This window comes from Vibrio sp. CDRSL-10 TSBA (genome assembly GCA_039696685.1).
In the GTDB taxonomy this organism is placed as follows: domain Bacteria; phylum Pseudomonadota; class Gammaproteobacteria; order Enterobacterales; family Vibrionaceae; genus Vibrio.
In genome coordinates, this window is the sequence record CP155566.1 from 2910870 (window position 1) to 2933825 (window position 22956).

Consider the following 22956-nt stretch of genomic DNA (forward strand, 5'->3'; position numbering starts at 1 on the left):
GGCGACTCGCTGCGTGATAAAAGGCAGGACACGCCGTGCGTAAAGCGCAAAACAATGGCTCTAGTTATAACAGAGTTAGGCCAATAAAAAACGCCCACTAATCAATAGTGAGCGTTCTTTCATACTCCGGCAAGGTGCCGGTTTACACTTTAAACACCGTGATTTTGCGATCCAGTTCCTCGGCATTAGTTTGCATCAGCTCCGAGGTTTCCAGCAGCTCACTGACCACAGTCACCGAGGCTTCCACCAGCTCACGGACATTGGTCAGATTCTGGTTCATCTCTTCAGCCACGCTGCTCTGCTGCCCGGCAGCCGTCGCTATCTGGAAATTCATGTCGTTGATCTGCTGCACCTGCAGCACGATACCGTCCAGCTCACCGCCGGCGTTAGTAATCAGCTCAACCCCTTCTGCCGCTTCAACCACGCTTTTCTCCATCAGGTTCACCGCGGAGTTCGCGCTGTTCTGCAACTGAGAAATCATCTCCTGAATTTCAACAGTCGCAGTCTGGGTACGCTGCGCCAGATTACGCACTTCATCGGCTACCACAGCAAAACCCCGTCCGGCTTCTCCGGCACGGGCAGCTTCAATCGCCGCATTGAGCGCCAGCAGGTTGGTCTGTTCAGAAATACCCTGAATCGTGCCGACCACACTGCCAATCGACACCACACGCTCTTCAACCTGATTAACCGCATCGGCTGACGCTGCGATGTCTTGCGACAGCGCCCGCATTTTGCCGATTGTCTCGGTGACATATTGCTGACCTGAACCGGCCTGGTGTGACGCGTTTTCAGTCAGTGACGAGGCACTTTGCGCGTGTTCAGCGACCGTCTGAACCGTCGAGGACATTTCGCTCATCGCGGTAGCCAGCTGATCGATTTCATTAAACTCTTCTTCGGCCGATTCTTTGGTCTCAGCCATACTCAGCGTCATGATTTCGGTCAGAGAAGTGAGTTCCTGCGAGGCACTGACCTGAGTTTTAATCAGCTCCTGCAACTGACGCCGGGTTTTCTCCAGTTCACGAGCCACATCGCCATATTCATCTTTACAGTTCATCGCGATCGGCTCAGACAGATCGCGGCTCGCCATCTGTTTAATTGACTCACTCAGATACAGGGTCTGACGCAGCATAGTGCGCGCGGCAAACAGCAGTAACACCACAAAGACAATGATCATCAGGCCGGTCTGCCAGGCAACCTGCACCAGATAATCATCATAATGGCGCTGGGCCACCTCAACGTTCTGGGTTGCCGCCAACAGGGCATTATAAAACGTGCTGGCATCCCACAACTGCTTGGCAATGATCAAAATCGTACTGAAGACCATCAGCATCACCATCTTAGGGACCAGACGGACATCGGTGATCAAACGCTCCCAAGGCTTAAAAGCCATCTTCGCCATGCTCAGTTCTCCACTAGGTTTTATCGTCGTTCTCAAAAAGCCGGCCGTGCAAAAAACACCGCCAATTGATTTATTTTGCGCTTCGTATGAAAGAGATGGTATCAAAAATGATACACTTCGCATGTGCTTACAGTCGCGTATTCACACTTTTATCTGTGTATTGTGATCGCAACCGATTTTCGCTGTCTGTTCCCTGTTTATCGGCTGGTGTGTCGACTTCTTCAATGCTTTTGCCACTCAGATCTGATGACAAGACAACAAAAAAGGGATGCCGACAGCATCCCTTTACATTCACTTAATTTTAGTCACGCCAGTATGGCGGCGTTTCAACCCCGATAATCCGGGTCTGTTCCATGGCGTGCAGAATCGAGTTTTCCTGCCGGATCAGCCAGCGCTGCAGTTGCTCACGCTCATCCTGGGCCAGTTTTTCGACCAGTACCTCAAGCGGCTTGAGGGTCAGCAGGTCATCAATCCCATGCAACAAGTCAGCCCATGGCATCCGGAATGCCTGACGCTCTTCTTCATCGAACAACGCAGCAAAACTGATGCCGGTATACAGACTGCGCATCAGACGATATTGCTGATCGATATATTCCTGACTCGACAACTGACGCTCAGGCGGAAACGCTTCCAGCAGCTCAACCCAGGTACGTTCCAGTTGTTTGACTGAGAAGTGATGGATATTGAGCGCCATTTTGTCGCGCGCTTTTTCATCCAGGAACGGCTGCCAGCCCCGGGTCAGAATCCAGCGGCTTAAGTCGAGCAATACCCCGGTGTAGCGGGCAGAGTTGAGCAGCTTGAGGATCTCATCCCGTTGCGGCAGTGCCTGCTGCAACTGTTTGAGCTCGCTGATCAGGAACTTGCGCGCATCAAGTTTGCGCAGAGCATAGCCTTTATCTTCCAGCAGCTCTTCGAGGTAGTCGTATTGTTTGAGCCAGCTCAGCTCGCCTTCCAGCCATTTTAATTCCTGGCGCAGGATGGCGCTGGCACGGCGCGGCACAATCCCGCCAAACACCGCCAGTACCTGACGAATAAAGCTGATCGCGTGGCTGATTTCATGCAACGCCTCGACCGAGTCCCGCTCAGTGTAAATCTGTTCATGATAATGCCAGTGCGATAACGCATGCTCGAGAGACTGGATAAAACAGGTCTCAACCGTGTCTTGTGCCTGAGTGTTGACCAGAGTCAGCGGTTTAACTTCATCGCCCTGATAGCCCGCAGCCAGACGGTAACCACGCGCCGCTTTACTCAGGTTGCCAAGGCGCATACCGCCCTGATCACACAACTGGCGAGCCAGGGTAAACAGTGCATCGGTCTGACCGGATTTCAGCTCCAGTTCAACCTCACAAATCGGATCTTCACTGTCACCGGCAATCACCAGCCCCTGGTCAAACGCCACTTCAATCTGGCTGCCATCCGGCATGCCGATCAACCATTGTTCGCGGTTAAAATTAGTGGAGAACAGAGCCACCAGTTCCGACTGCAGAGTCGCAATATCACGATTCTCTGGCCAGATATCAGCAGGATGAAGGGATAAATCAGGGTCATTGCTGTTATGTTCAGCGTTGTATTCAGGACGCTGGTGCAAACCGGCCACCACACGTCCGGCGGTTTTTACCGTTTGCACATACACATCATCAAAACGGCGGATACGAAGTCCAATATCGTGTTGACGCAACCAGTTGTCGGGTGAGTCAAAATAGGTGTTTCCTAACTCACGACAACGATGCTGAAGTACTTTGGTTTCAGAAATTTTTTCCAGTAAAACCTCTGAAAATTCTGGAGAAACAAAAAACTTCAGTTCTATCTCGGTTTCCATAGTTATACCTTTCGCAGCAGATAGCGACAGGATATTGCCTAATAGGCGACTGAGCAAGTGACAAATATCCGCCATCACATGATCTAAAACAGTTTAAATGCATAACTTAATGGGTTACCATGCGCGCCTTTATAGCCAACGTTCAACATTTCGCCATACAATGGTGTATGTTCTTTATAGGTTATAGCTATTAGGTTGAATGACCATGCCACTAAATACAATCATGGGGTTATTTGCAAAGTCCCCTATTAAGCCTTTGCAACGCCACGTCGTGTGTGTGAATGAATGCTGCTCTCATCTGGTCAACTTCTTCGAAGTTTGTGCGAAAGGTGACTGGGAGAAAGCCGGTGAAATCCGCGCACAGATTTCTCATCTTGAGAAAGAAGCTGATGTGTTAAAACGCGAAATTCGCCTTAAACTTCCTCGCGGTTTGTTTTTGCCTGTCGATCGTACCGACATGCTGGAGCTTTTGACTCAACAAGACAAACTGGCCAACCTTGCGAAGGACATCGCAGGCCGTGTCTACGGTCGTCAACTCAGAATTCCAGAGCCTCTTCAAGAAAACTTTATTGCTTACGTGCGCCGCTGTCTTGATGCTGCAAACCAGGCACAAAAGGTCATCAATGAGCTCGATGAGTTGTTGGAAACCGGCTTTAAAGGCCGTGAAGTCACGCTAGTGGCTGAAATGATCCACCAACTGGATGTGATTGAAGATGATACCGATGCCATGCAGATCCGTCTGCGTCAGCAACTGCTGGCGCTCGAATCTGATATGAACCCTATCGATGTCATGTTCTTGTACAAAATCTTTGAATGGGTAGGCGGCATCGCCGACCAGGCTCAGCGTGTAGGCGCTCGTCTGGAAACTGATGCTATCTCGTTCTTAAATCATAAAGTAAACACATAACTAAGAGCAGTATTCGAACACCATGGATTAGGCGTAGAGTATTTCCTCGCTGAAGGGGTCAACTCGTGCCTGAAAAGCGCGATTCGAATCCGCTCCGCTTGTTATAAACAACTAGGTATTACGATGGATATCCTTGCGAACTACGGCACTATCCTGATTATTGTTGCGGCGATCTTCGGTTTTTTAATGGCGATTGGTATTGGTGCAAATGACGTTGCGAATGCAATGGGCACCTCCGTTGGCTCCAAAGCACTAACGGTAAAACAAGCCATCATTATCGCGATGATCTTTGAATTTGCCGGTGCGTACCTGGCAGGTGGTGAGGTTACCGAAACGATCCGTAAAGGCGTTATCGAAACCTCTCTGTTTGCCGGTCAGCCAGAAGTTCTGGTCTACGGCATGATGTCAGCACTGCTGGCAGCCGGTACCTGGCTGCTGCTTGCCTCTTACATGGGCTGGCCAGTGTCCACCACCCACTCAATTATCGGTGCCATCATCGGTTTTGCCTGTGTGTCTGTGGGTACCGAAGCGGTTGACTGGCACTCAGTACAAGGCATTGTCGGTAGCTGGATCATTACACCGATTATCGCCGGTGTGTTTGCTTATATTATTTTTGTCAGTGCCCAACGCCTGATTTTCGATACCGAAGATCCGCTGATTAATGCAAAACGTTTTGTGCCGGTATACATGTTTATCACGACTATGGTGATTGCACTGGTTACCATCAAAAAAGGCCTGAAACACGTCGGCCTGCACCTGACCGGCACTGAAGCCTGGCTATCTGCGGCTGCGGTTTCGGCTATCGTCATGGTCGGCGGCTATTTTTACATCAAGAAACGCTTTGCCAACCGTGATGACGACCATAGCTTCGCCGGCGTAGAGAGTATCTTCAGCGTCCTGATGGTTATCACCGCCTGTGCGATGGCATTTGCGCACGGTTCAAACGACGTCGCCAACGCGATTGGCCCGCTATCTGCGGTAGTCACCACAGTCACCAGCTTGGGTGAAGTGGGTGCGAAAAGCGCAATTGCATGGTGGATTCTGCCGCTGGGTGGTTTTGGTATCGTGGTCGGTCTGGCCACTCTGGGCCACAAAGTGATGGCAACTGTGGGTACAGGTATCACAGAAACTGACCCCTAGCCGCGGCTTTGCCGCTCAGCTGGCAACCGCTTCAACTGTGGTTCTGGCTTCAGGTACCGGTTTACCAATCTCAACCACTCAGACTCTGGTGGGTGCGGTTCTCGGGGTAGGTTTTGCCCGCGGTATCGCTGCTCTGAACCTGGGTGTGGTTCGCAACATTGTGGCATCTTGGATCGTAACCCTACCGGCAGGCGCCCTGCTGGCAGTGGTATTCTTCTACGCGATTCAGGGCGTGTTCGGCTAAACGCCGGTCAGCCGTTTGTAAGCGCTTTGTCATTATTGACTCAAACGCACAGAAAGGGAGGCTTTGCCTCCCTTCTTTGTTGCACCGCTTAATGAAAATTCTTACTATCGACAGTTAAACACAACGGCTACCCACGCCAAACTCGTCATAACAAGGGATTTACCGTGAAAAAACTGATCTGCATGGTGCTATTTTCCATGTTGGCCGCACCAACGTTTGCACAAGACCGCTATATCGCGGACAAACTATTTACCTACATGCATTCAGGTCCTAGCAACCAGTATCGAATTATCGGTAGTGTAGATGCCGGTGAGAAAGTGAAATTAGTTAGCCAGAATAAAGAGACTGAATTCAGCCAGATCGTCGACGAGCGTGGACGTACCGGCTGGGTAGAAAGCCGCTTTATCACGCGCGATGTCAGTATGGCGGTACGCCTGCCTCAGCTGGAAAAAGAGCTGACCGATGTGAAAAGCAAACTGGCTAACGCGCGTCAGACTGCCGACAGTGAAAAAGCCGGCCTGGTCGACTCACTGGAAATTCGCAATAAACAAATTGCGGAGCTGGAGAAGAACTACAGCGACATCAGCAAACAGCTGACCACCTCGCAGAGCGAAGTCCGTGAGCTGCGCGCCAAACTGGATACCCAGAAAGAAGACCTGCTGCTGAAGTACTTTATGTACGGTGGTGGTGTCGCCGGTATCGGCCTGCTGCTGGGTCTTATCCTGCCGCACATTATCCCGCGCCGTAAACGCAACCCGGCCGGCTGGGCTTAAGTGCTAAAATCATGATTTAAAAAAAACGGTCACTATGCAGTGACCGTTTTTTTGACTCACCGTTGGTGCGCCATCAACCACGCCAGTCGTACAGCGCCGGGATCTCTATTGGTTGCTGACCAAACAGGATAATCGTGCTTTGCGGCTTAATCGCCACAAGCTGCACATTATCGAAAATCTTATCCCCTTCCTGATATTCCACCCCGTTGACTTTAATCCAGCGTTTAACCGCGTTACTGGCATAAACATGAGTCTGGAAGTTCATCGCCGGCAGATAGCCGCTGAACTCATTGCTGTGCTGAATCAGGGCAATCGCATCTTCGTCATGGTGCTCGTTTTGCTGCGCGGCGGCTGTGTCATCCTGCTGCAGAACCGATTCAACCCGCGCTGCCATCTGCGGCGATAACTGGCTGAGGTCGAGTGAACGCAGCGCCTGCTGGTTCTGACGGTCCATCTCAGCCTCACTTTGCGCCGCAGTCAGACGACGACTATTGCTGGTCAGCGGAACCTGATTCGCCGCAGACGCTAAGGCAACCGGCTCAGACTCTTCAGACTGATTGGCGCCACCGGACTCACTTACCATCAGTTCGTCAGCGGCAGCGGCTGATTCGTCAAACTCGGGCACTTCAACTTCGCTGCGGGCCAGCGGGCCGAAATCCGGATAATCAAGCTGTTCGAAACTGGCCGGCACCTGAACCACACCCGGGGTGTTATCCCCGAGCGCCGCGATCCGCGCCTGCTGATGCTGATAACTCTGCACCGCGACCACCGCCATCGTGGCAATGCCCGGCACCAGCAACCACAAAGCATGATACCAGCGAAAACCACGCTGCCGACGGGCTGTATCCGGCAACATCATTTGCGCTGCTTGGGCGCTGTATTGCTGATGGCTGGCCTCTGAGCGCTGCAGCGCTTTCATCACTTGTGACATTACTGCGCCTCCATAAGCCGCGGCCCGTCCTGCTGCGTCATCAGATCAAGCTGACGCAGAGTCTGTCGTCCGGCAATCCCGTCCACCTGCATATTTTGCCAGCGCTGAAAGACTTCCACTTTGCGTTTTACCTCTTTATCAAACAGCACCACGTTGCGACGCTGCGGCTCGCCGAGCAGACGAGATAATTTCTGATCCAGTAAGGTGATATCATCGCCGCGCATCCCGCTGCGCAGCGTCTGGTAGAAAGACGGCTGCCACACCACCCGATATTCGCCCTGCCACAGCGGCTCAATCCATTTGCGATCCAGGCGCACGCGCTGCTGATTGATAAGCAGGTCAGCCTGCTGGCCCTGCAGATGATACAGCACGGCATAAGTGCGCAAACCGCGCAGACTTAAGGTCAGCACCACCGGCAGATCGAGCTGCTCCAGAGTCTGCCAGTCGCCCATATTCTGCTCACACTCCAGTAGTGAAGACGCCGAGCGTTGACAGAAACTTTCGATCACCGACGCTTCATAACCCCATACCGCGTATAACGCTCTCACCGCCTGCTCACGGTCTGTAGACTGGCGTAACGCATCTTCCACTGTCTGTGGGAAAACCGCCTGCTGAGAAGCCTCAGCTGGTGCTGGTAGCGGCCACTGCTGCTCTATCTGCTGATTAATCAGTGGCGGCAGCCAGTAAGCAATGGCAGCCGCTGCCCCGATACCGACCAGGGCTGACATCACACCAGCGAGATGGAAACGACGCGCCTGAGGTGCACTCTGCGGCTGGTAAACGGTCGACTGGAAACTCATCACCTGGGTACAGGCCTGTTTGACCCGCTCCAGACTGATGCTGCGCTCGCCCGCCTGGTAGGCATTCTTTAATGCCGCATCGCAGGCAAGGTTAATCAGACGCGGAATACCATGGGTTTGCTGGGCTATCCATTTCGCCCCGCGCGCCGAAAACAGATTACCGTCACCGCCTGCCTGCTGGAGGCGAAAGCGAATGTAGTGTGCCGTTTCACTCTCATCGAGAGGCAGCAGATGATAGCGGCCGGTGATACGCTGAGCGAGCTGACGCAACTGCGGCAATTGCAATTTGAACTGCAACTCAGGCTGGCCAATCAGCAACACTTTCAGCAGCTTGCGGCTTTCAGTTTCCAGGTTAGTCAGCAGACGCAACTGTTCAAGCACATCCGGGGCGAGATGCTGCGCCTCATCAATCACCAACAGAACCTGGATGCCGTTGGCGTATTCATTGAGCAGAAACTGATACAACACCTGGCTGAGCTGTTTCAGCGTCGCCTGAGCCGGATACTGAATAGCAAATTCATCACAAATTGCTTCCAGCAGTTCACGCTCTGAGAAGGTCGGGTTGAGAATAAACCCGGCCCGGGTATGGGCGGGTAAACCGGCCAGAATCGCCTTCGCGACCGTGGTTTTGCCCGTCCCCACTTCACCGGTCAGCATGGCAAAGCCACCGCCATCCCCCAGCCCGGCCTGCAGATGGGCCATAGCCTCTTTATGGCGCTGGCTGAGGTACAGATACCGAGAATTAGGCACGATGGAAAAAGGATGTTCGATCAGGCCAAAAAATTCTGGATACATGATGTCGTCTCTTTGAATGTGGTTAGGCGCAAAGTATCATTATGACTATGATTATCCAACGCAATAAACGTAAATATTGAGGTCTGGTGGTGCAAATTTATCTCGTTGGCGGCGCTGTCCGCGATCAGCTGCTTCAGCTTCCAGTATATGACAAAGACTGGGTGGTGGTGGGCAGCAGCCCGCAACAAATGCAACAAGCCGGGTTTCAGGCGGTCGGAAAAGACTTCCCGGTCTTTCTGCATCCGCGGACCAAACAAGAACATGCGCTGGCACGTACCGAACGTAAAACCGGCAGCGGCTATACCGGTTTTGCCTGCCACTATGCGCCGGATGTCACGCTGGAAGAGGATCTGCAGCGCCGCGATCTGACCATTAATGCCATGGCTCAGGATACCGACGGCACCATCATTGATCCCTATGGCGGCCAGCGTGATATTGAGCAGCGCCTGCTGCGTCATGTTTCAGCGGCGTTTGTCGAAGATCCGCTGCGCGTGCTGCGCGTAGCTCGCTTTGCGGCCAAACTGGCTCACCTTGGTTTTCAGGTGGCGCCCGAGACACTGGCTTTGATGCAGACCATCAGCGCCAGCGGTGAGCTCAGTCACCTGACTCCGGAGCGCGTGTGGCAGGAGTGGCATAAATCCCTGTCGACCCAAAGCCCGCAGGTCTTTCTTCAGGTACTGCGTGACTGCGGAGCTCTGGCAGTGGTACTGCCGGAACTCGATGCCCTGTTTGGCGTTCCGCAACCGGAAAAATGGCATCCGGAAATTGATACAGGTGTTCACACCCTGATGGTCGCCGAGCAGGCATCACGCCTGTCAGAAGCGTTGACGGTGCGCTTTTCCGCCCAGGTACATGACCTCGGTAAAGCAGTGACACCAGAAAAAGAGTGGCCGAGCCATAAGCTGCATTGCCACACCGGTCTGAAACTGATCGAACAGTTATGCGCCCGGGTACGGGTGCCGAATGAATACCGCGATCTGGCGCTGGCGGTCTGTGCCCAGCATTCCAATGTCCATCGTGCCGCCGAGCTCAAAGCCGCGACTAAACTGAAGATTTTCAATCGTCTCGATGTCTGGCGTAAACCGGAGCGCCTGGATGAGGTGTTGCTGTGCTGTGAAGCGGATCATCGCGGCCGTCTCGGACTGGAAGACAAACCGTATCCGCAGCGCGATATTTTACTGCGCGCCTATGTAGCCGCCAAAGCGGTGGATGTGCAACAGGTGATTCAAAGTGGCTTTAAAGGACCGGCGATTCGCGAAGAATTAGATAAACGCCGGGTGGATGCGATCCAGAATGCCGGCTGACCCGCCTTAAGGTCAGATCGGGGGTCGAGCGCTCAACCGAATACCCATCCCATACAACGCAAAAAGCCCCGCACTGCGGGGCTTTTTTAAGCGTTTAAGCTGAGCTTAAGATTAAGCTTGGCCTTTCACTTCTTTCAGACCGTTGAAAGGAGCACGTTCACCCAGTGCTTCTTCGATACGGATCAGTTGGTTGTACTTAGCAACGCGGTCAGAACGGCTCATAGAACCAGTTTTGATTTGGCCTGCTGCAGTACCTACCGCCAGGTCAGCGATAGTTGCATCTTCAGTTTCACCGCTGCGGTGAGAGATAACTGCAGTGTAGCCTGCATCTTTAGCCATCTTGATAGCAGCCAGAGTTTCAGTCAGAGAACCGATCTGGTTGAACTTGATCAGGATAGAGTTAGCTACGCCTTTCTCGATACCTTCTTTCAGGATCTTAGTGTTAGTTACGAACAGGTCGTCACCAACCAGCTGGATTTTTCCGCCCAGCAGTTCAGTTTGGAACTTGAAGCCGTCCCAGTCAGACTCGTCCAGACCGTCTTCGATAGAAACGATTGGGTATTCTGCAACCAGGCTTTCCAGGTACTTAGAGAACTCTTCTGAAGTGAAAGTTTTACCTTCGCCTTTCAGGTCGTAGATACCTTGTTCTTTGTTGTAGAACTCAGAAGCTGCACAGTCCATAGCCAGAGTCACGTCTTTACCCAGAACGTATCCCGCTTGCTCAACTGCTTCTTTGATTGCTGCTAGTGCTGCTGCGTTAGACTCCAGGTTAGGAGCGAAACCGCCTTCATCACCAACTGCAGTGTTCAGACCTTTAGCTTTCAGTACTTTAGCCAGGTTGTGGAACACTTCAGCACCGATACGCAGTGCTTCTTTCAGAGTTTTCGCGCCAACTGGTTGAATCATGAATTCTTGGATATCAACGTTGTTGTCTGCGTGCTCACCACCGTTGATGATGTTCATCATAGGCAGAGGCATAGAGAATTGACCAGGAGTGCCGTTCAGTTCAGCGATGTGCTCGTACAGAGGCATGCCTTTCGCTGCAGCTGCTGCTTTCGCGTTCGCCAGAGAAACAGCCAGGATAGCGTTCGCACCGAAGTTAGATTTGTTTTCAGTGCCGTCCAGGTCGATCATCACTTGGTCGATAGCTGCTTGATCTTTAGCATCTTTACCAACTAGTGCGTCAGCGATTGCGCCGTTTACTGCGCCAACTGCTTTAAGAACGCCTTTACCCAGGAAACGAGATTTGTCGCCATCACGTAGCTCAAGAGCTTCACGAGAACCAGTAGATGCACCAGATGGAGCAGCTGCCATACCTACGAAACCGCCTTCCAGGTGTACTTCAGCTTCAACAGTTGGGTTACCACGTGAGTCGATGATTTCACGACCTAGAACTTTAACGATCTTAGACATTAATGTTTCCTCTCATTGAATTTAAATGTCAAAACTAAAAGGGTAGCCGCACAACTTACGCCGCTACCCGTATCCTTTTACTTCAATTCACCGCGCTGGAACTGACCTGCAGCTTTTACAAAGCCTTCAAACAATGGGTGACCATCGCGAGGCGTTGAGGTGAATTCTGGGTGGAACTGAGCCGCTACGAACCATGGGTGCGCCGGGTTCTCAATTACTTCTACCAGTTTCTTGTCCGCAGACAAGCCAGACACTTTCAGACCTGCTTTTTCAATTTGTGGACGAAGGTTGTTGTTCACTTCGTAACGGTGACGGTGACGTTCGTGAATCGTCGCGCTACCGTACATTTCGTACGCTTTAGAACCTTCCGCCAGGTGACACAGTTGTGAACCCAGACGCATCGTACCACCCAAATCTGACGCTTCAGTACGCTCTTCGACGTTACCTTCGCTGTCTACCCATTCAGTGATCAGGCCAACCACTGGGTATTTGGTGTCTTGGTTAAATTCGGTCGAGTGTGCACCTTCCATACCCGCAACGTTACGCGCGTATTCGATCAGTGCAACCTGCATACCCAGACAGATGCCCAGGTAAGGAATTTCGTTTTCACGTGCGTACTGCGCCGCACGGATCTTGCCTTCAATACCACGGTCACCGAAGCCACCTGGTACCAGGATAGCGTCAAGACCTTCCAGGATCTCAACACCTTTCGTTTCGATGTCTTGTGAATCAACGTATTTGATGCTGACGCTCAGACGGTTCTTCAGACCGGCATGCTTAAGTGCTTCGTTCACAGACTTGTATGCATCTGGCAGTTCGGTGTATTTACCTACCATACCGATGGTGACTTCGTCAGTCGGATTGGCTTCTTCGTAAATCACCTGTTCCCATTCTGACAGGTCAGCTTCAGGCGCATTGATACCGAAACGGTTACAAACCAGATCATCCAGACCCTGAGCACGGATCAGCTGAGGAATCTTGTAGATCGAATCTACGTCCTTCATTGAGATAACGGCTTTTTCTGAAACGTTACAGAACAGAGCAATCTTCTTACGCTCGTTCGCCGGGATCATGCGATCGCTGCGGCATACCAGAATGTCTGGCTGAATACCAATCGACAGAAGTTCTTTAACAGAGTGTTGGGTCGGCTTGGTTTTCACTTCGCCAGCCGCTGCCAGGTAAGGAACCAGAGTCAGGTGCATGAACATCGCGTGCTCACGACCTACTTCGATCGCCAGCTGACGGATCGCTTCCATGAATGGCAGAGATTCGATATCACCAACGGTACCGCCTACTTCGACGATCGCAACGTCGTGGCCTTCAGAACCGGCAATCACACGATCTTTGATCGCGTTAGTAATATGAGGGATAACCTGAATAGTGGCACCCAGGTAGTCACCACGGCGCTCTTTACGAAGAACGTCGGCGTAAACACGACCTGCGGTGAAGTTATTGCGCTTGGTCATTTTGGTACGAATAAAACGTTCGTAGTGACCAAGGTCTAGGTCAGTTTCTGCGCCATCTTCCGTGACGAACACTTCACCGTGTTGAGTTGGGCTCATTGTGCCTGGGTCAACGTTGATGTAAGGGTCAAGCTTCATCATGGTCACTTTAAGACCACGAGCTTCTAAAATCGCCGCAAGGGATGCTGCCGCAATACCTTTACCTAGAGAGGATACAACCCCGCCAGTAACAAAAATATAATTTGTCGTCATGTTTAACCTGAAATTGGTTGAATGAGGGAAATGGATTTCTTCTGGACGGGACGAAACTATACCAGAACCCATTTATCGCCACAACGTGAAATCTATCACACTCAGTTTTTTATTTTTTGCTTCAAATCAAACTGACTGAACAGGATTTCGTTTCGTGGCAATTTCCTCGCTGTAAATTGACTGAATCATCGCCCGTCAGTCGTTTTTTCCTGCTTTTTTACTTCATCCCACATCGCGTCCAGCTCTTGCAATGAACACTGTTGCAGCTGTTTGCCCTGCCCGGCCACCTGAGCTTCTACGCCCTTAAAACGGCGCACAAACTTGTGGTTGGCTTTACGCAGCGCCACTTCCGGATCCTTACCCAGATGACGCGCCAAATTGACGGTAGCAAACAGCAGATCGCCCAGCTCTTCTTCCACTTTCTGCTCATCAATATCGACATGCAGTGCTTCCGCCATTACTTCATCAATCTCTTCATGCACCTTGGCAACCACCGGGCCGAGCGTCGGCCAGTCAAAACCATATTTGGCGCATTTTTTCTGAATTTTATTGGCCTGAGACAGGGCCGGCAGCGATTGTGGTATTGAGTCTAGAATACTTTGCTCGCTTTTGCCCGCCCGGGCTTTTTCCTGCGCTTTCTGCGCTTCCCAGTTGGCATTCAGCTCTTGCTCTGTGGAGAAACTGGCATCGCCGAACACATGCGGATGGCGGCGGGTCAGCTTCTCGTTAACGCCGTCGACCACATCATTGAATTCAAACAAGCCCTGCTCTTTGGCGAGCTGGCTGTAAAAAATCACCTGAAACAGCAGATCGCCCAGCTCTTCTTTGAGGTTCGGCCAGTCCTGCTGGTGAATCGCATCCACCACTTCAAACGTTTCCTCAATGGTGTGCGGCACAACACTGTCAAAAGTCTGTTCCTTATCCCACGGGCAGCCACTGTGCGGATCGCGCAGGCTGGCCATGATGCGTTCAAGCTGTTCGATTGGATGGCTCATATGAGGCATTTCCTTGATAAAATATTTTCTTGATCAACTATGTCCTTGACCAACGATTTCTTTAACAAATAATAAAGGCGAGCAGCATCACCACTCGCCTTCAATGTCTGAGACTGATTTAGCTCATCAGCCTGTCAGCCGAGGCGTTTCACCAGCATCACATCTTTGATCTGTTCAATCCGCTTCGACACACGCTCCAGCACTTCAACACTGTTCAGTTCGAGCTCAAAGTCCATCACCACCATCTGACGCTTGTAATCACTGCGGCTTTTCATGGTGGTCACTTTCACTTTCTCGTTGGTCAGCAAGGTCGTGATGTCTTTCAGCAGACCGCTGCGCTCCATCGCTTCGACGCGCAGAGTCAGGTAATAGGTGCCGACAAAGCCGCGCCCCCATACCGTATCTATGATGCGCTCCGGGGCGTGATGGCTGAGCTCTTCGAGCTGCTCGCAGTCACTGCGGTGCACGGAAATACCGCGTCCCTGGGTAATATATCCCTTGATGATATCGCCCGGGATCGGCTGACAACAACGCGCCAGATGAGTCATCAGGTTATCGACCCCTTCCACCACCACCGCATCTTTGTGCGGACGATGGTGAGCGTGCGCGACTTTGCTTTCACCAACCTGCAGTTTTTCCAGCGCCAGCTTGTCTTCTTCCTCGGCAGTGGGTTTGTTTACCAGCGCATTAATGTGGTTAACAATCTGGTTAATCCGCAGGTCACCGCTGCCGACACCGACATACAGCTCATCGGCAGTGTTGACGTTAAAACGTTTCAGCGCATACGCTTCGGCATCTTTTAACGTCGCACCGATTTTGGCCAGTTCGGTTTCGAGGATCTCGCGCCCGGCTTCCAGGTTCTTTTCGCGGCTCTGCTTGCGGAACCAGGCGTTGATCTTCGCCCGCGCGCGGCCGGAATGAACAAAGCCCAGCGACGGGTTCAGCCAGTCACGGGACGGATTCGGCTCTTTGGCGGTGATGATTTCCACCTGATCGCCCATATGCAGTTTATGAGTAAACGGCACGATACGGCCGGCCACTTTAGCACCGATACAGCGATGGCCCACTTCCGAATGAATGTGGTAAGCAAAATCAAGCGGCGTCGCGCCCATCGGCAGATCGACCACATCACCACGCGGAGTAAAGGCGTACACACGATCATCAAACACCTGACTGCGCAGTTCATCCAGCATTTCACCGGAATCGGACATCTCTTCCTGCCAGTCAAGCAGTTTACGCAGCCAGGTGATTTTCTCATCATAGCCGCTGCGACCACCGCCGCTGCCTTCTTTGTATTTCCAGTGTGCCGCCACACCAAGCTCTGACTCTTCGTGCATCTGCTTGGTACGGATCTGGATTTCGATGGTTTTGCCTTCCGGGCCCAGAATCACCGTATGGATCGACTGGTAACCATTGGGTTTCGGGTTCGCGACATAGTCATCAAACTCGCTCGGCAGGTGTTTGTATTTCGTGTGCACCACGCCCAGTGCGGCGTAGCAGTCCTGCAGTTTGTCGGCGATGATGCGCACCGCGCGCACATCAAACAGTTCATCAAACGCCAGGTTTTTCTTCTGCATCTTGCGCCAGATGCTGTAGATATGTTTAGGACGACCGCTCACTTCGGCGTTGATGCTGGAGGCTTTCATCTCCTGACGCAGGTCATCAACGAAATCACGGATATACTGCTCACGTACAATACGGCGCTCAGAAAGCTGTTTCGCAATCTGCTTGTAGGTATCCGGTTGCTGGTAGCGGAAAGCGTAGTCTTCAATTTCCCACTTCAACTGACCGATACCTAACCGGTTGGCCAGCGGTGCGTAGATATTGGCACACTCTTTTGCGGCAGTGCGGCGCACTTCATCCGGCTGGTCTTTCACTTCCCGCAGGTTGCAGATACGTTCAGCCAGCTTGATGACCACGCAGCGGAAGTCATCCACCATGGCCAGCAACATGCGGCGTACGTTGTCGACCTGAGCCGAAGCCTCACTGCCTTGCATGGTGATATTGAGCTGGCCAATCGCCGCCATTTCTTCCACGCCGTGAATCAGCTTGACGATCTCTTTGCCGGCATGCTCTTCCAGTTTCTTCGCGATCCAGTAAGCCGCTGGTCGCGATAGGGAATAACAGAGCCGCTATCAGCGTAGGTCTGTCCATTGACAGCGTGCTCAGTATTTCAATCATTTCGCGACCACGCCACAGCAGCAGATGCCCGCGCGGATTACCCACCAGCAAGTGTTCGCACTGGCGATACACTTCGGTCAGTCTGGCCGCCGTTTTGGGCTCTTGTTGTAAACTAGAAATCCATTTTTCTAGCTCAAACTGTTCGTCTGGGTTTAAGTGTGCGCTACGTACCGCAACCATGAGATTATCCTAATAGTTATATTTTGTGGTCGGGTGTTCTGCCGCTATCGCGAGAACACCACTTACCGATTTTTTACAAACAGAGCCATGGATTCGAGGTGACTGGTATGCGGAAACATATCCAGCATACCCAGTTTTACCAACTGGTATCCCTGACTCAGCAAGCTTTGACTGTCACGAGCAAGCGTAGCAGGATTACACGAGACGTAAACCACACGCTGGGCGCCAAGTCGGGCCAACTGATCGACAATGCCGGCTGCCCCCGCTCGTGCCGGGTCGAGCAGTACTTTAGCAAATTTTTCCCCTGCCCACGCCTCATTCGTCATATCTTGTTCCAAATTAGCCTGATAAAAGTCCGCATTGCTAATCTGGTTGCGGGCGGCATTGCTTTGCGCATGACGTACCATATCATCCACACCTTCAACCCCGACCACCTCTTTGGCAAGCTTGGCCAGCGGCAGGCTGAAGTTGCCGAGGCCACAAAACAGATCCAGCACCCGGTCTTGCGGCTGCACATCCAGCCAGCTCAGGGCCTGCTTGACCATCGCCTGGTTAACCTGCTGATTGACCTGAATAAAATGACTTGGTAAGAACGGAATCGTCACCCCGGCTTCGAGATACTCAGCCTCAGGGCCGCATATCAGGTTCAGCTCATCACTGGCCGGCATCAGATACAGGGTCAGAGCGTGCTGCTCAGCAAAGTCGCTCAGCGCAGCCATGTCGGCCTTCGCCAGTGGCGCTAGATGACGCAGCACCAGCACGCGGGTGTTGTCACCTTTTACCAGTTCAACATGACCGAGCTGATCCAGGCGGGCAAAACCACTCAACAGGGTTTTCAGCTCAGGCAGCAAAGCATTCAGGGTCGGCTCAAGCACTGCGCAGTCAGTCACAGTGACAATATTTTTGCTCTGTTTGCGGCGGAAACCAAACTGCAGCCGGGAGGATTTTTTATCCCACAGCAGGCTAAGGCGCGCACGGCGGCGGTAGCCCTGGTCATCACAACAAACCGGGGCGGAGAGTGCAAGGGTCTGACCGGCAAACTTTGCCATCAGTTGACTCAGCGCTTGCTGTTTATGTTCAATTTGCGCGCTGTGCGCCAGATGCTGTAAATCGCAGCCGCCGCATTCGCCATAGTGCGGGCAGAAAGGCTCGACCCGCTCACCACTCGGTTTCAGCACTTTAATCAGCTTGGCCCGGGCAAATTTACTTTTGCTCTCCGTGAGCTGCATCAGCACCTCTTCACCCGGCAAAGCACCGTCGATAAACACCGGCTTGTTATCCTGAAAAGCGATCCCTGCGCCCTGGTGATCCAGCTTGGTCACACTGACCGCCTGATGTTTCTGATTAAGTGTGGTCTTTTTCTTCGGTTGGAAAAAACGTGCCATGCTCTGTGCCCAAGTGTGATTTATAAGAAGGTTTTTACCCCGGAATCACTATTCTGCCCGGGGAAGATTGTCGAAGCTGCCGTACTTGAATTAAGCTAACCGCTATTCCGAAAAATCCGCCAATCATTTTTGCCGGGTATTTTCCCATATCCACACCACGATGTTTAGACAATAATGACCAGATATGGCTTACGTGCGCGCGTAATTACTCTTACTTTAGCCCCGACTCTGATAATCGGGCTGCTGCTTAGCGCATTATTCTCCTTTAACCGTTATCACGATTTGGAGACCCAGGTACAAAATGCCGGTGCCAGCATCATCGAGCCGCTGGCGATCGCCAGTGAAGAGGCGCTGAAAAACCAGAGCCGCGAATCAGTGCGCCGCATCATCAGCTATGCGCATCGCAAAAACTCTAAGTTTGTGCGCAGTATTGCCGTGTTTGATGCCCGGCATGAACTGTTTGTCACCTCCAACTTTCATCCCAATTTCGAAGCGCTGATGTATCCGAAAAATGAACCGATCCCGGTTCTGAGCAGTTCGGAAACTGGACGACAACACCCTGATCCTGCGCACGCCGATTCTGGCCGAAAGCCGCCTGGTGGAAGATTCGCTCAACGCCCAGTCCACACCAGTGCTTGGCTACATCGCGATTGAGCTCGATCTCTCCTCACTGCGTCTGCAGCAATATCAGGAAATTTTTTCCGCCTGTCTGGTGTTGATCATGGGCTTGATCCTGTCCGGAGTATTCGCGTTCCGCCTGATGCATGACGTCACCCGACCAATCACGCATATGAAAAACATGGTCGATCGTATCCGCCGCGGTCACCTCGATGTGCGGATAGAAGGCACCATGCACGGCGAACTTGATTCGCTCAAAAAAGGGATCAACGCGATGGCCGTGTCGCTGTCGGAATACCATGTCGAGATGCAACACAGTATCGACCAGGCAACGTCAGACCTGCGCGAAACCCTGGAGCAATTGGAGATCCAGAACGTCGAACTGGACATCGCTAAAAAACGTGCCCAGGAAGCGGCGCGGGTCAAGTCAGAGTTCCTGGCCAATATGTCCCATGAACTGCGTACCCCGCTCAACGGCGTGATCGGCTTTACCCGTCAGATGCTAAAAACCCAGCTCACCAATAGCCAGGCTGACTACTTGCAGACGATTGAGAAATCGGCCAACAACCTGCTGAAAATCATCAACGACATTCTCGACTTCTCCAAACTGGAAGCGGGTAAACTGGCACTGGAAAACATTCCGTTCGAGTTCCAGGAAACGCTGGAAGAAGTGGTCAACCTGCAGGCCACCAGCGCCCATGAAAAAGGGCTGGAAATCACCCTCAAAGTGGATCCGAAGATCCCGGCCGGTCTAGTCGGCGACCCGCTGCGGATCCAGCAGGTACTGACCAACCTGGTCGGTAACTCCATCAAATTTACCGAACGCGGTAATATCGATATCAGCGTCGAAATGCGCTCTCAGCGTGACGATCTGGTCGAGCTGCAGTTTATGGTGCGCGATACCGGTATCGGTATTTCCGAACGCCAGCAGGCCCAGCTGTTCCAGGCGTTCAGTCAGGCTGACGCCAGCATTTCACGTCGTTATGGCGGTACCGGTCTGGGGCTGGTCATCACCCAAAAACTGGTCAGCCAGATGGGCGGCGAGATCAGTCTCACCAGCCGCCTGCATCAAGGGTCCACTTTCTGGTTCACCCTGCGCCTGCACATCACCGATATGCCGATGAGCGACTGGCTTGATCCGCAAGTGCTGAGCACCAAACAGCTGCTGCTGGTTGAGCCCAATATGCAGGCTGCCTCGATTGTGCAGCAACAACTGGTTCAGGCCGGAGTTGCGGTGACCTACCGCTCAGCCATGCCGGAAGAATCGGATCATTTCGATTATGTCCTGCTTAACCTGTCGCCAAGCAAAGAGACCAATCTGGAACTGGTTCATCAGTGGGTACAACGCGCCACGGCGATGACGTCACACGTGATCATAGGTACACCGAGTACCGAGCTGGCGCTGGCCGATCAGCTGATGAAACAGTATCCGGTGCAATGTATCACCAAGCCGCTGTCGCGTAAGAAGCTGCTGCAGACCCTGATTGCCCATCAGCCTGCCGTGATTGAAGCCCCGCTGCCACTGCCGGTGGTGCATGAAGACAAGCTGCCGCTGACCGTGATGGCGGTCGATGATAACCCGGCCAACCTGAAACTGATCACCGCTCTGCTGCAGGAGCGGGTCGACAGTGTGGTCGCCTGTGACAATGGCCAGAGTGCGATTGATCAGGCACGCCAGCGTCATTTCGATATTATCCTGATGGACATTCAGATGCCGCACATGGACGGAGTAACAGCCTGTAAAGAGATCAAACAGATTGAACTCAACCAGGCCACACCGGTTATTGCCGTCACTGCGCATGCCATGCCTGGTGAGCGTGATCGCCTGCTCAAAGCCGGTATGGACGACTACCTGACCAAACCGATTGAGGAGCATATTCTGCAGCAGGTTTCTGGTGCACTGGAGCCCGGATTCCCTGTTGCAAAACGTACATAAGCTCGATTTGCCGGATCCGACGGCGTTTGAACAGGCGACTCAGCCGGCCGCAGGCGAAGCGCAGCACAATAACATCATTGTCGACTGGCAGGCCGCACTCAAACAGGCCGCGAACAAAGAAGATCTGGCGCGTGAGATGTTAGGCATGCTGGTTGACTCAATTCCGGAAGTCAACCAGGTGATCGATATGGCGTTGCAGGATGACGAGTACCCGATTGCCGACCTGCTGCATCATGTGCACAAACTGCACGGCAGCTGCTCTTACAGTGGCGTACCGCGCCTCAAGAAAGTGTGTGCGACACTGGAGCAGACTCTGCGCTCCGGGGCCGGCATCAGTGACGTCGAACCCGAGCTGTTCGAGTTGCAGGACGAGATGGAAAAAGTGACTGTCACCGCCCAGCCTTATCTGCAGCAGGGCTGACAAACCAAAAGAGGTGCCAAAGGCACCTCTTTTTTAGTCTCCGCTCAGCAGCGTTCAGATCAGGATTCAAGAATAACGGTCGCAACCGCGTAGTGACGCTCATCAGAAATCGACAGATGGAGCGCGGTGACGCCTGCACCCGCTGCCAGCTCGGCGGCTTTACCCTGCAGGCTCAGCACCGGTTTACCCAGCGCATCATTACTGATGATGAAATCCTGGAAACTGACCCCGCCGGCAATCCCGGTTCCGAGCGCTTTCGATGCAGCTTCTTTGGCAGCAAAACGCTTAGCAAGAAAACGGCCCTGCTGTTTGCGCGCCGCGAATAATTCCAGCTCCTGCGGCGTCAGAATGCGCGCCGCAAATGCCGCCCCGCTGCGGGCCAGCACCTGCTCGATGCGCGCAATTTCCGCTATATCCGTTCCTAAACCGACAATCATAATCCGTCCGGAAATTAACGACGCGCAGCTTCCATCACGGCTTTCATATCCGCGACAGCTTTTGCCAGGCCATCAAACACCGCACGCCCGATGATCGAGTGGCCGATGTTGAGTTCATAAATTGCCGGAATGGCAGCGATCGCGGCGACGTTGTGGTAAGTCAGGCCGTGACCGGCATTCACCGTGATACCCTGATCGGCTGCATAGCTTGCGGCAGCTGCGATTTTCTTCAGTTCGCTCTGCTGCTCAGCTTCGTTTTGTGCATCGGCATAATGGCCGGTGTGCAGCTCGATAAACGGCGCACCACACGCCTTGGCAGCATCAATCTGTTCGCGATCAGCATCGATAAACAGCGATACTTTGATCCCGGCCTGGCTCAGCTTGTGAGTCGCTGCTTTGACTTTTTCCAGCTGACCCACCACGTTCAGGCCACCTTCAGTGGTCAGCTCTTCCCGCTTCTCCGGCACCAGACAGACAAACTCCGGCTGGGTTTGCAGCGCAATCTCAACCATTTCATCCGTGACTGCCATCTCCAGGTTCATACGGGTCTGAATCGTTTCACGCAGAATGCGCACATCACGGTCAAGGATATGGCGACGATCTTCTCGCAGGTGAATGGTGATGCCATCCGCGCCGGCGCGTTTCTGCGATCTCAGCGGCATGGACAGGATCCGGGTACTTGGTGCCGCGCGCGTTACGTAAAGTGGCGACGTGGTCGATATTCACACCTAAAAGAATTGAGCTCATTTTCCTATACTCCGTGCTCTGGGTTGAAGGACTTGCCGAAACAACTCCCGGCTTTTTAAAGGTTTGCCGCCAAGATACGGCTTTAAGGCAATGCGTGTAAAGCGTTTTGCCGCCTGCAGCTGCTCTTTGGTGGTAAAGCGCCGCTCACTGATGGCAATCAGCTCATTACCGGCAAAAGTCAGATTATCGCGCCGCACTGAAGCAATAAAGCCTTTTTGCTCGCGATAACGATACGTCATATCAGGGTCGACCGGCTCACCGCTGCCGGCACAATGGAGAAAATCGACGCCGTAGCCCATATTGGACAGCAGCGCGAGTTCAAAGCGGCGCAGCGCCGGCTCCGGGTTATCACTCTGCGCCAGTTCGGTCAGGACCAGCAGATAGTCATGGAATAAACCAGGAAACGGTACTTCCGGTGCCAGCACGCGGCCAATCAGCTCGTTGACATACATCGCAGAGTAGAGATGAATGCCGTGCAAAGGCAGGCCCAGACTGATGGCTTCTGCCTGGCGCAGCGTTTTCATCGAGCTGTTGCCGGACCATTTCAGCAGTAAGGGAGTAAACGGCTGCAGCGCGCCTTTAAGATTCGAACGTTTACTGCGCGCGCCTTTGGCGATCAGGGTCAGGCGGCCATATTCTTCGCTGAACACATCCAGAATCAGGCTCGACTCACTGTAAGGACGTCGGTGAAGGACAAAACAGCGTTGTAAACCCTCTGACATTGGTGGTCAACCCTCTGAAATCGCGAACAGATGCGCGGGAGCTTATGAATAAGACAGGATAAGAGCACACTAGCTCCCAAAGGAGCCAGTGCAG

At 52.8% G+C, this 22956-nt stretch carries 12 protein-coding genes and 5 pseudogenes; 5 read left to right on the forward strand and 12 right to left on the reverse strand.

The annotated features are described in order from the left end of the window. Positions 1–142: 142 nt before the first annotated feature. Positions 143–1399: a methyl-accepting chemotaxis protein gene (locus tag ABDK09_21190; GenBank protein XAW89269.1), complete on the reverse strand. Its 1257-nt coding sequence runs from the start codon at positions 1397–1399 to the stop codon at positions 143–145. Positions 1400–1700: 301 nt separating this feature from the next. After that, complete coding sequence (locus ABDK09_21195) at positions 1701–3218, reverse strand: inorganic triphosphatase (GenBank protein ID XAW89270.1); 1518 nt, start codon at positions 3216–3218, stop codon at positions 1701–1703. Positions 3219–3423: 205 nt separating this feature from the next. Between ABDK09_21195 and ABDK09_21200 the strand changes: the two are divergent. The 3 genes and pseudogenes from ABDK09_21200 to ABDK09_21210 all read left to right on the forward strand — a co-directional run bounded on the left by ABDK09_21200 (position 3424) and on the right by ABDK09_21210 (position 6282). Next, positions 3424–4105 (forward strand): annotated as a pseudogene (locus ABDK09_21200) (TIGR00153 family protein). A 143-nt stretch (positions 4106–4248) separates the two neighbouring features. After that, positions 4249–5509 (forward strand): annotated as a pseudogene (locus ABDK09_21205) (inorganic phosphate transporter). 164 nt (positions 5510–5673) lie between these two features. Next, complete coding sequence (locus ABDK09_21210; GenBank protein XAW89271.1) at positions 5674–6282, forward strand: TIGR04211 family SH3 domain-containing protein; 609 nt, start codon at positions 5674–5676, stop codon at positions 6280–6282. 73 nt (positions 6283–6355) lie between these two features. Here ABDK09_21210 and ABDK09_21215 read toward each other — a convergent pair whose 3' ends face one another. Next, positions 6356–7213: a general secretion pathway protein GspB gene (locus ABDK09_21215; protein ID XAW89272.1), complete on the reverse strand. Its 858-nt coding sequence runs from the start codon at positions 7211–7213 to the stop codon at positions 6356–6358. After that, positions 7213–8808, reverse strand: a complete 1596-nt coding sequence (locus ABDK09_21220) for an AAA family ATPase (protein XAW89273.1) — start codon at positions 8806–8808, stop codon at positions 7213–7215. The genes ABDK09_21215 and ABDK09_21220 overlap by 1 nt, the downstream gene beginning before the upstream one ends. 89 nt (positions 8809–8897) lie before the next feature. Here ABDK09_21220 and ABDK09_21225 point away from each other — a divergent pair, with 89 nt between their 5' ends. Further along, the gene (locus tag ABDK09_21225; GenBank protein ID XAW89274.1) at positions 8898–10112 is read left to right on the forward strand and encodes a multifunctional CCA addition/repair protein; all 1215 of its coding nucleotides are present in this window, start codon (positions 8898–8900) and stop codon (positions 10110–10112) included. Between the two features lie 111 nt (positions 10113–10223). Here the strand turns inward: ABDK09_21225 and eno are convergent, their stop codons facing one another. The 5 genes and pseudogenes from eno to rlmD all read right to left on the reverse strand — a co-directional run bounded on the left by eno (position 10224) and on the right by rlmD (position 17981). After that, positions 10224–11525: a phosphopyruvate hydratase gene (eno, locus tag ABDK09_21230; protein XAW89275.1), complete on the reverse strand. Its 1302-nt coding sequence runs from the start codon at positions 11523–11525 to the stop codon at positions 10224–10226. Between the two features lie 77 nt (positions 11526–11602). Continuing rightward, positions 11603–13240 carry a CTP synthase gene (locus ABDK09_21235; GenBank protein XAW89276.1) on the reverse strand — a complete coding sequence of 546 codons (1638 nt, stop codon included), beginning with the start codon at positions 13238–13240 and terminating at the stop codon, positions 11603–11605. A 185-nt stretch (positions 13241–13425) separates the two neighbouring features. Further along, positions 13426–14235: a nucleoside triphosphate pyrophosphohydrolase gene (mazG, locus tag ABDK09_21240; GenBank protein XAW89277.1), complete on the reverse strand. Its 810-nt coding sequence runs from the start codon at positions 14233–14235 to the stop codon at positions 13426–13428. A 134-nt stretch (positions 14236–14369) separates the two neighbouring features. Beyond that, positions 14370–16596: pseudogene (relA, locus tag ABDK09_21245) on the reverse strand (GTP diphosphokinase). 62 nt (positions 16597–16658) lie between these two features. Beyond that, positions 16659–17981: a 23S rRNA (uracil(1939)-C(5))-methyltransferase RlmD gene (rlmD, locus tag ABDK09_21250; GenBank protein XAW89278.1), complete on the reverse strand. Its 1323-nt coding sequence runs from the start codon at positions 17979–17981 to the stop codon at positions 16659–16661. A gap of 174 nt (positions 17982–18155) precedes the next feature. On the opposite strand from rlmD, the pseudogene barA reads away from it, so the two are divergent. Then, positions 18156–20956: pseudogene (barA, locus tag ABDK09_21255) on the forward strand (two-component sensor histidine kinase BarA). Between the two features lie 59 nt (positions 20957–21015). On the opposite strand, the gene acpS reads toward barA, so the two are convergent. The 3 genes and pseudogenes from acpS to recO all read right to left on the reverse strand — a co-directional run bounded on the left by acpS (position 21016) and on the right by recO (position 22862). Beyond that, positions 21016–21396 (reverse strand): holo-ACP synthase, encoded by a 381-nt coding sequence (acpS, locus tag ABDK09_21260; GenBank protein XAW90795.1) that lies wholly within the window; start codon positions 21394–21396, stop codon positions 21016–21018. 11 nt (positions 21397–21407) lie between these two features. Next, a pseudogene (pdxJ, locus tag ABDK09_21265) lies at positions 21408–22140 on the reverse strand (pyridoxine 5'-phosphate synthase). Then, positions 22137–22862 (reverse strand): DNA repair protein RecO, encoded by a 726-nt coding sequence (gene recO / locus ABDK09_21270; protein ID XAW89279.1) that lies wholly within the window; start codon positions 22860–22862, stop codon positions 22137–22139. Before recO ends, pdxJ begins: the two are co-directional and overlap by 4 nt. Positions 22863–22956 lie beyond the last annotated feature (94 nt).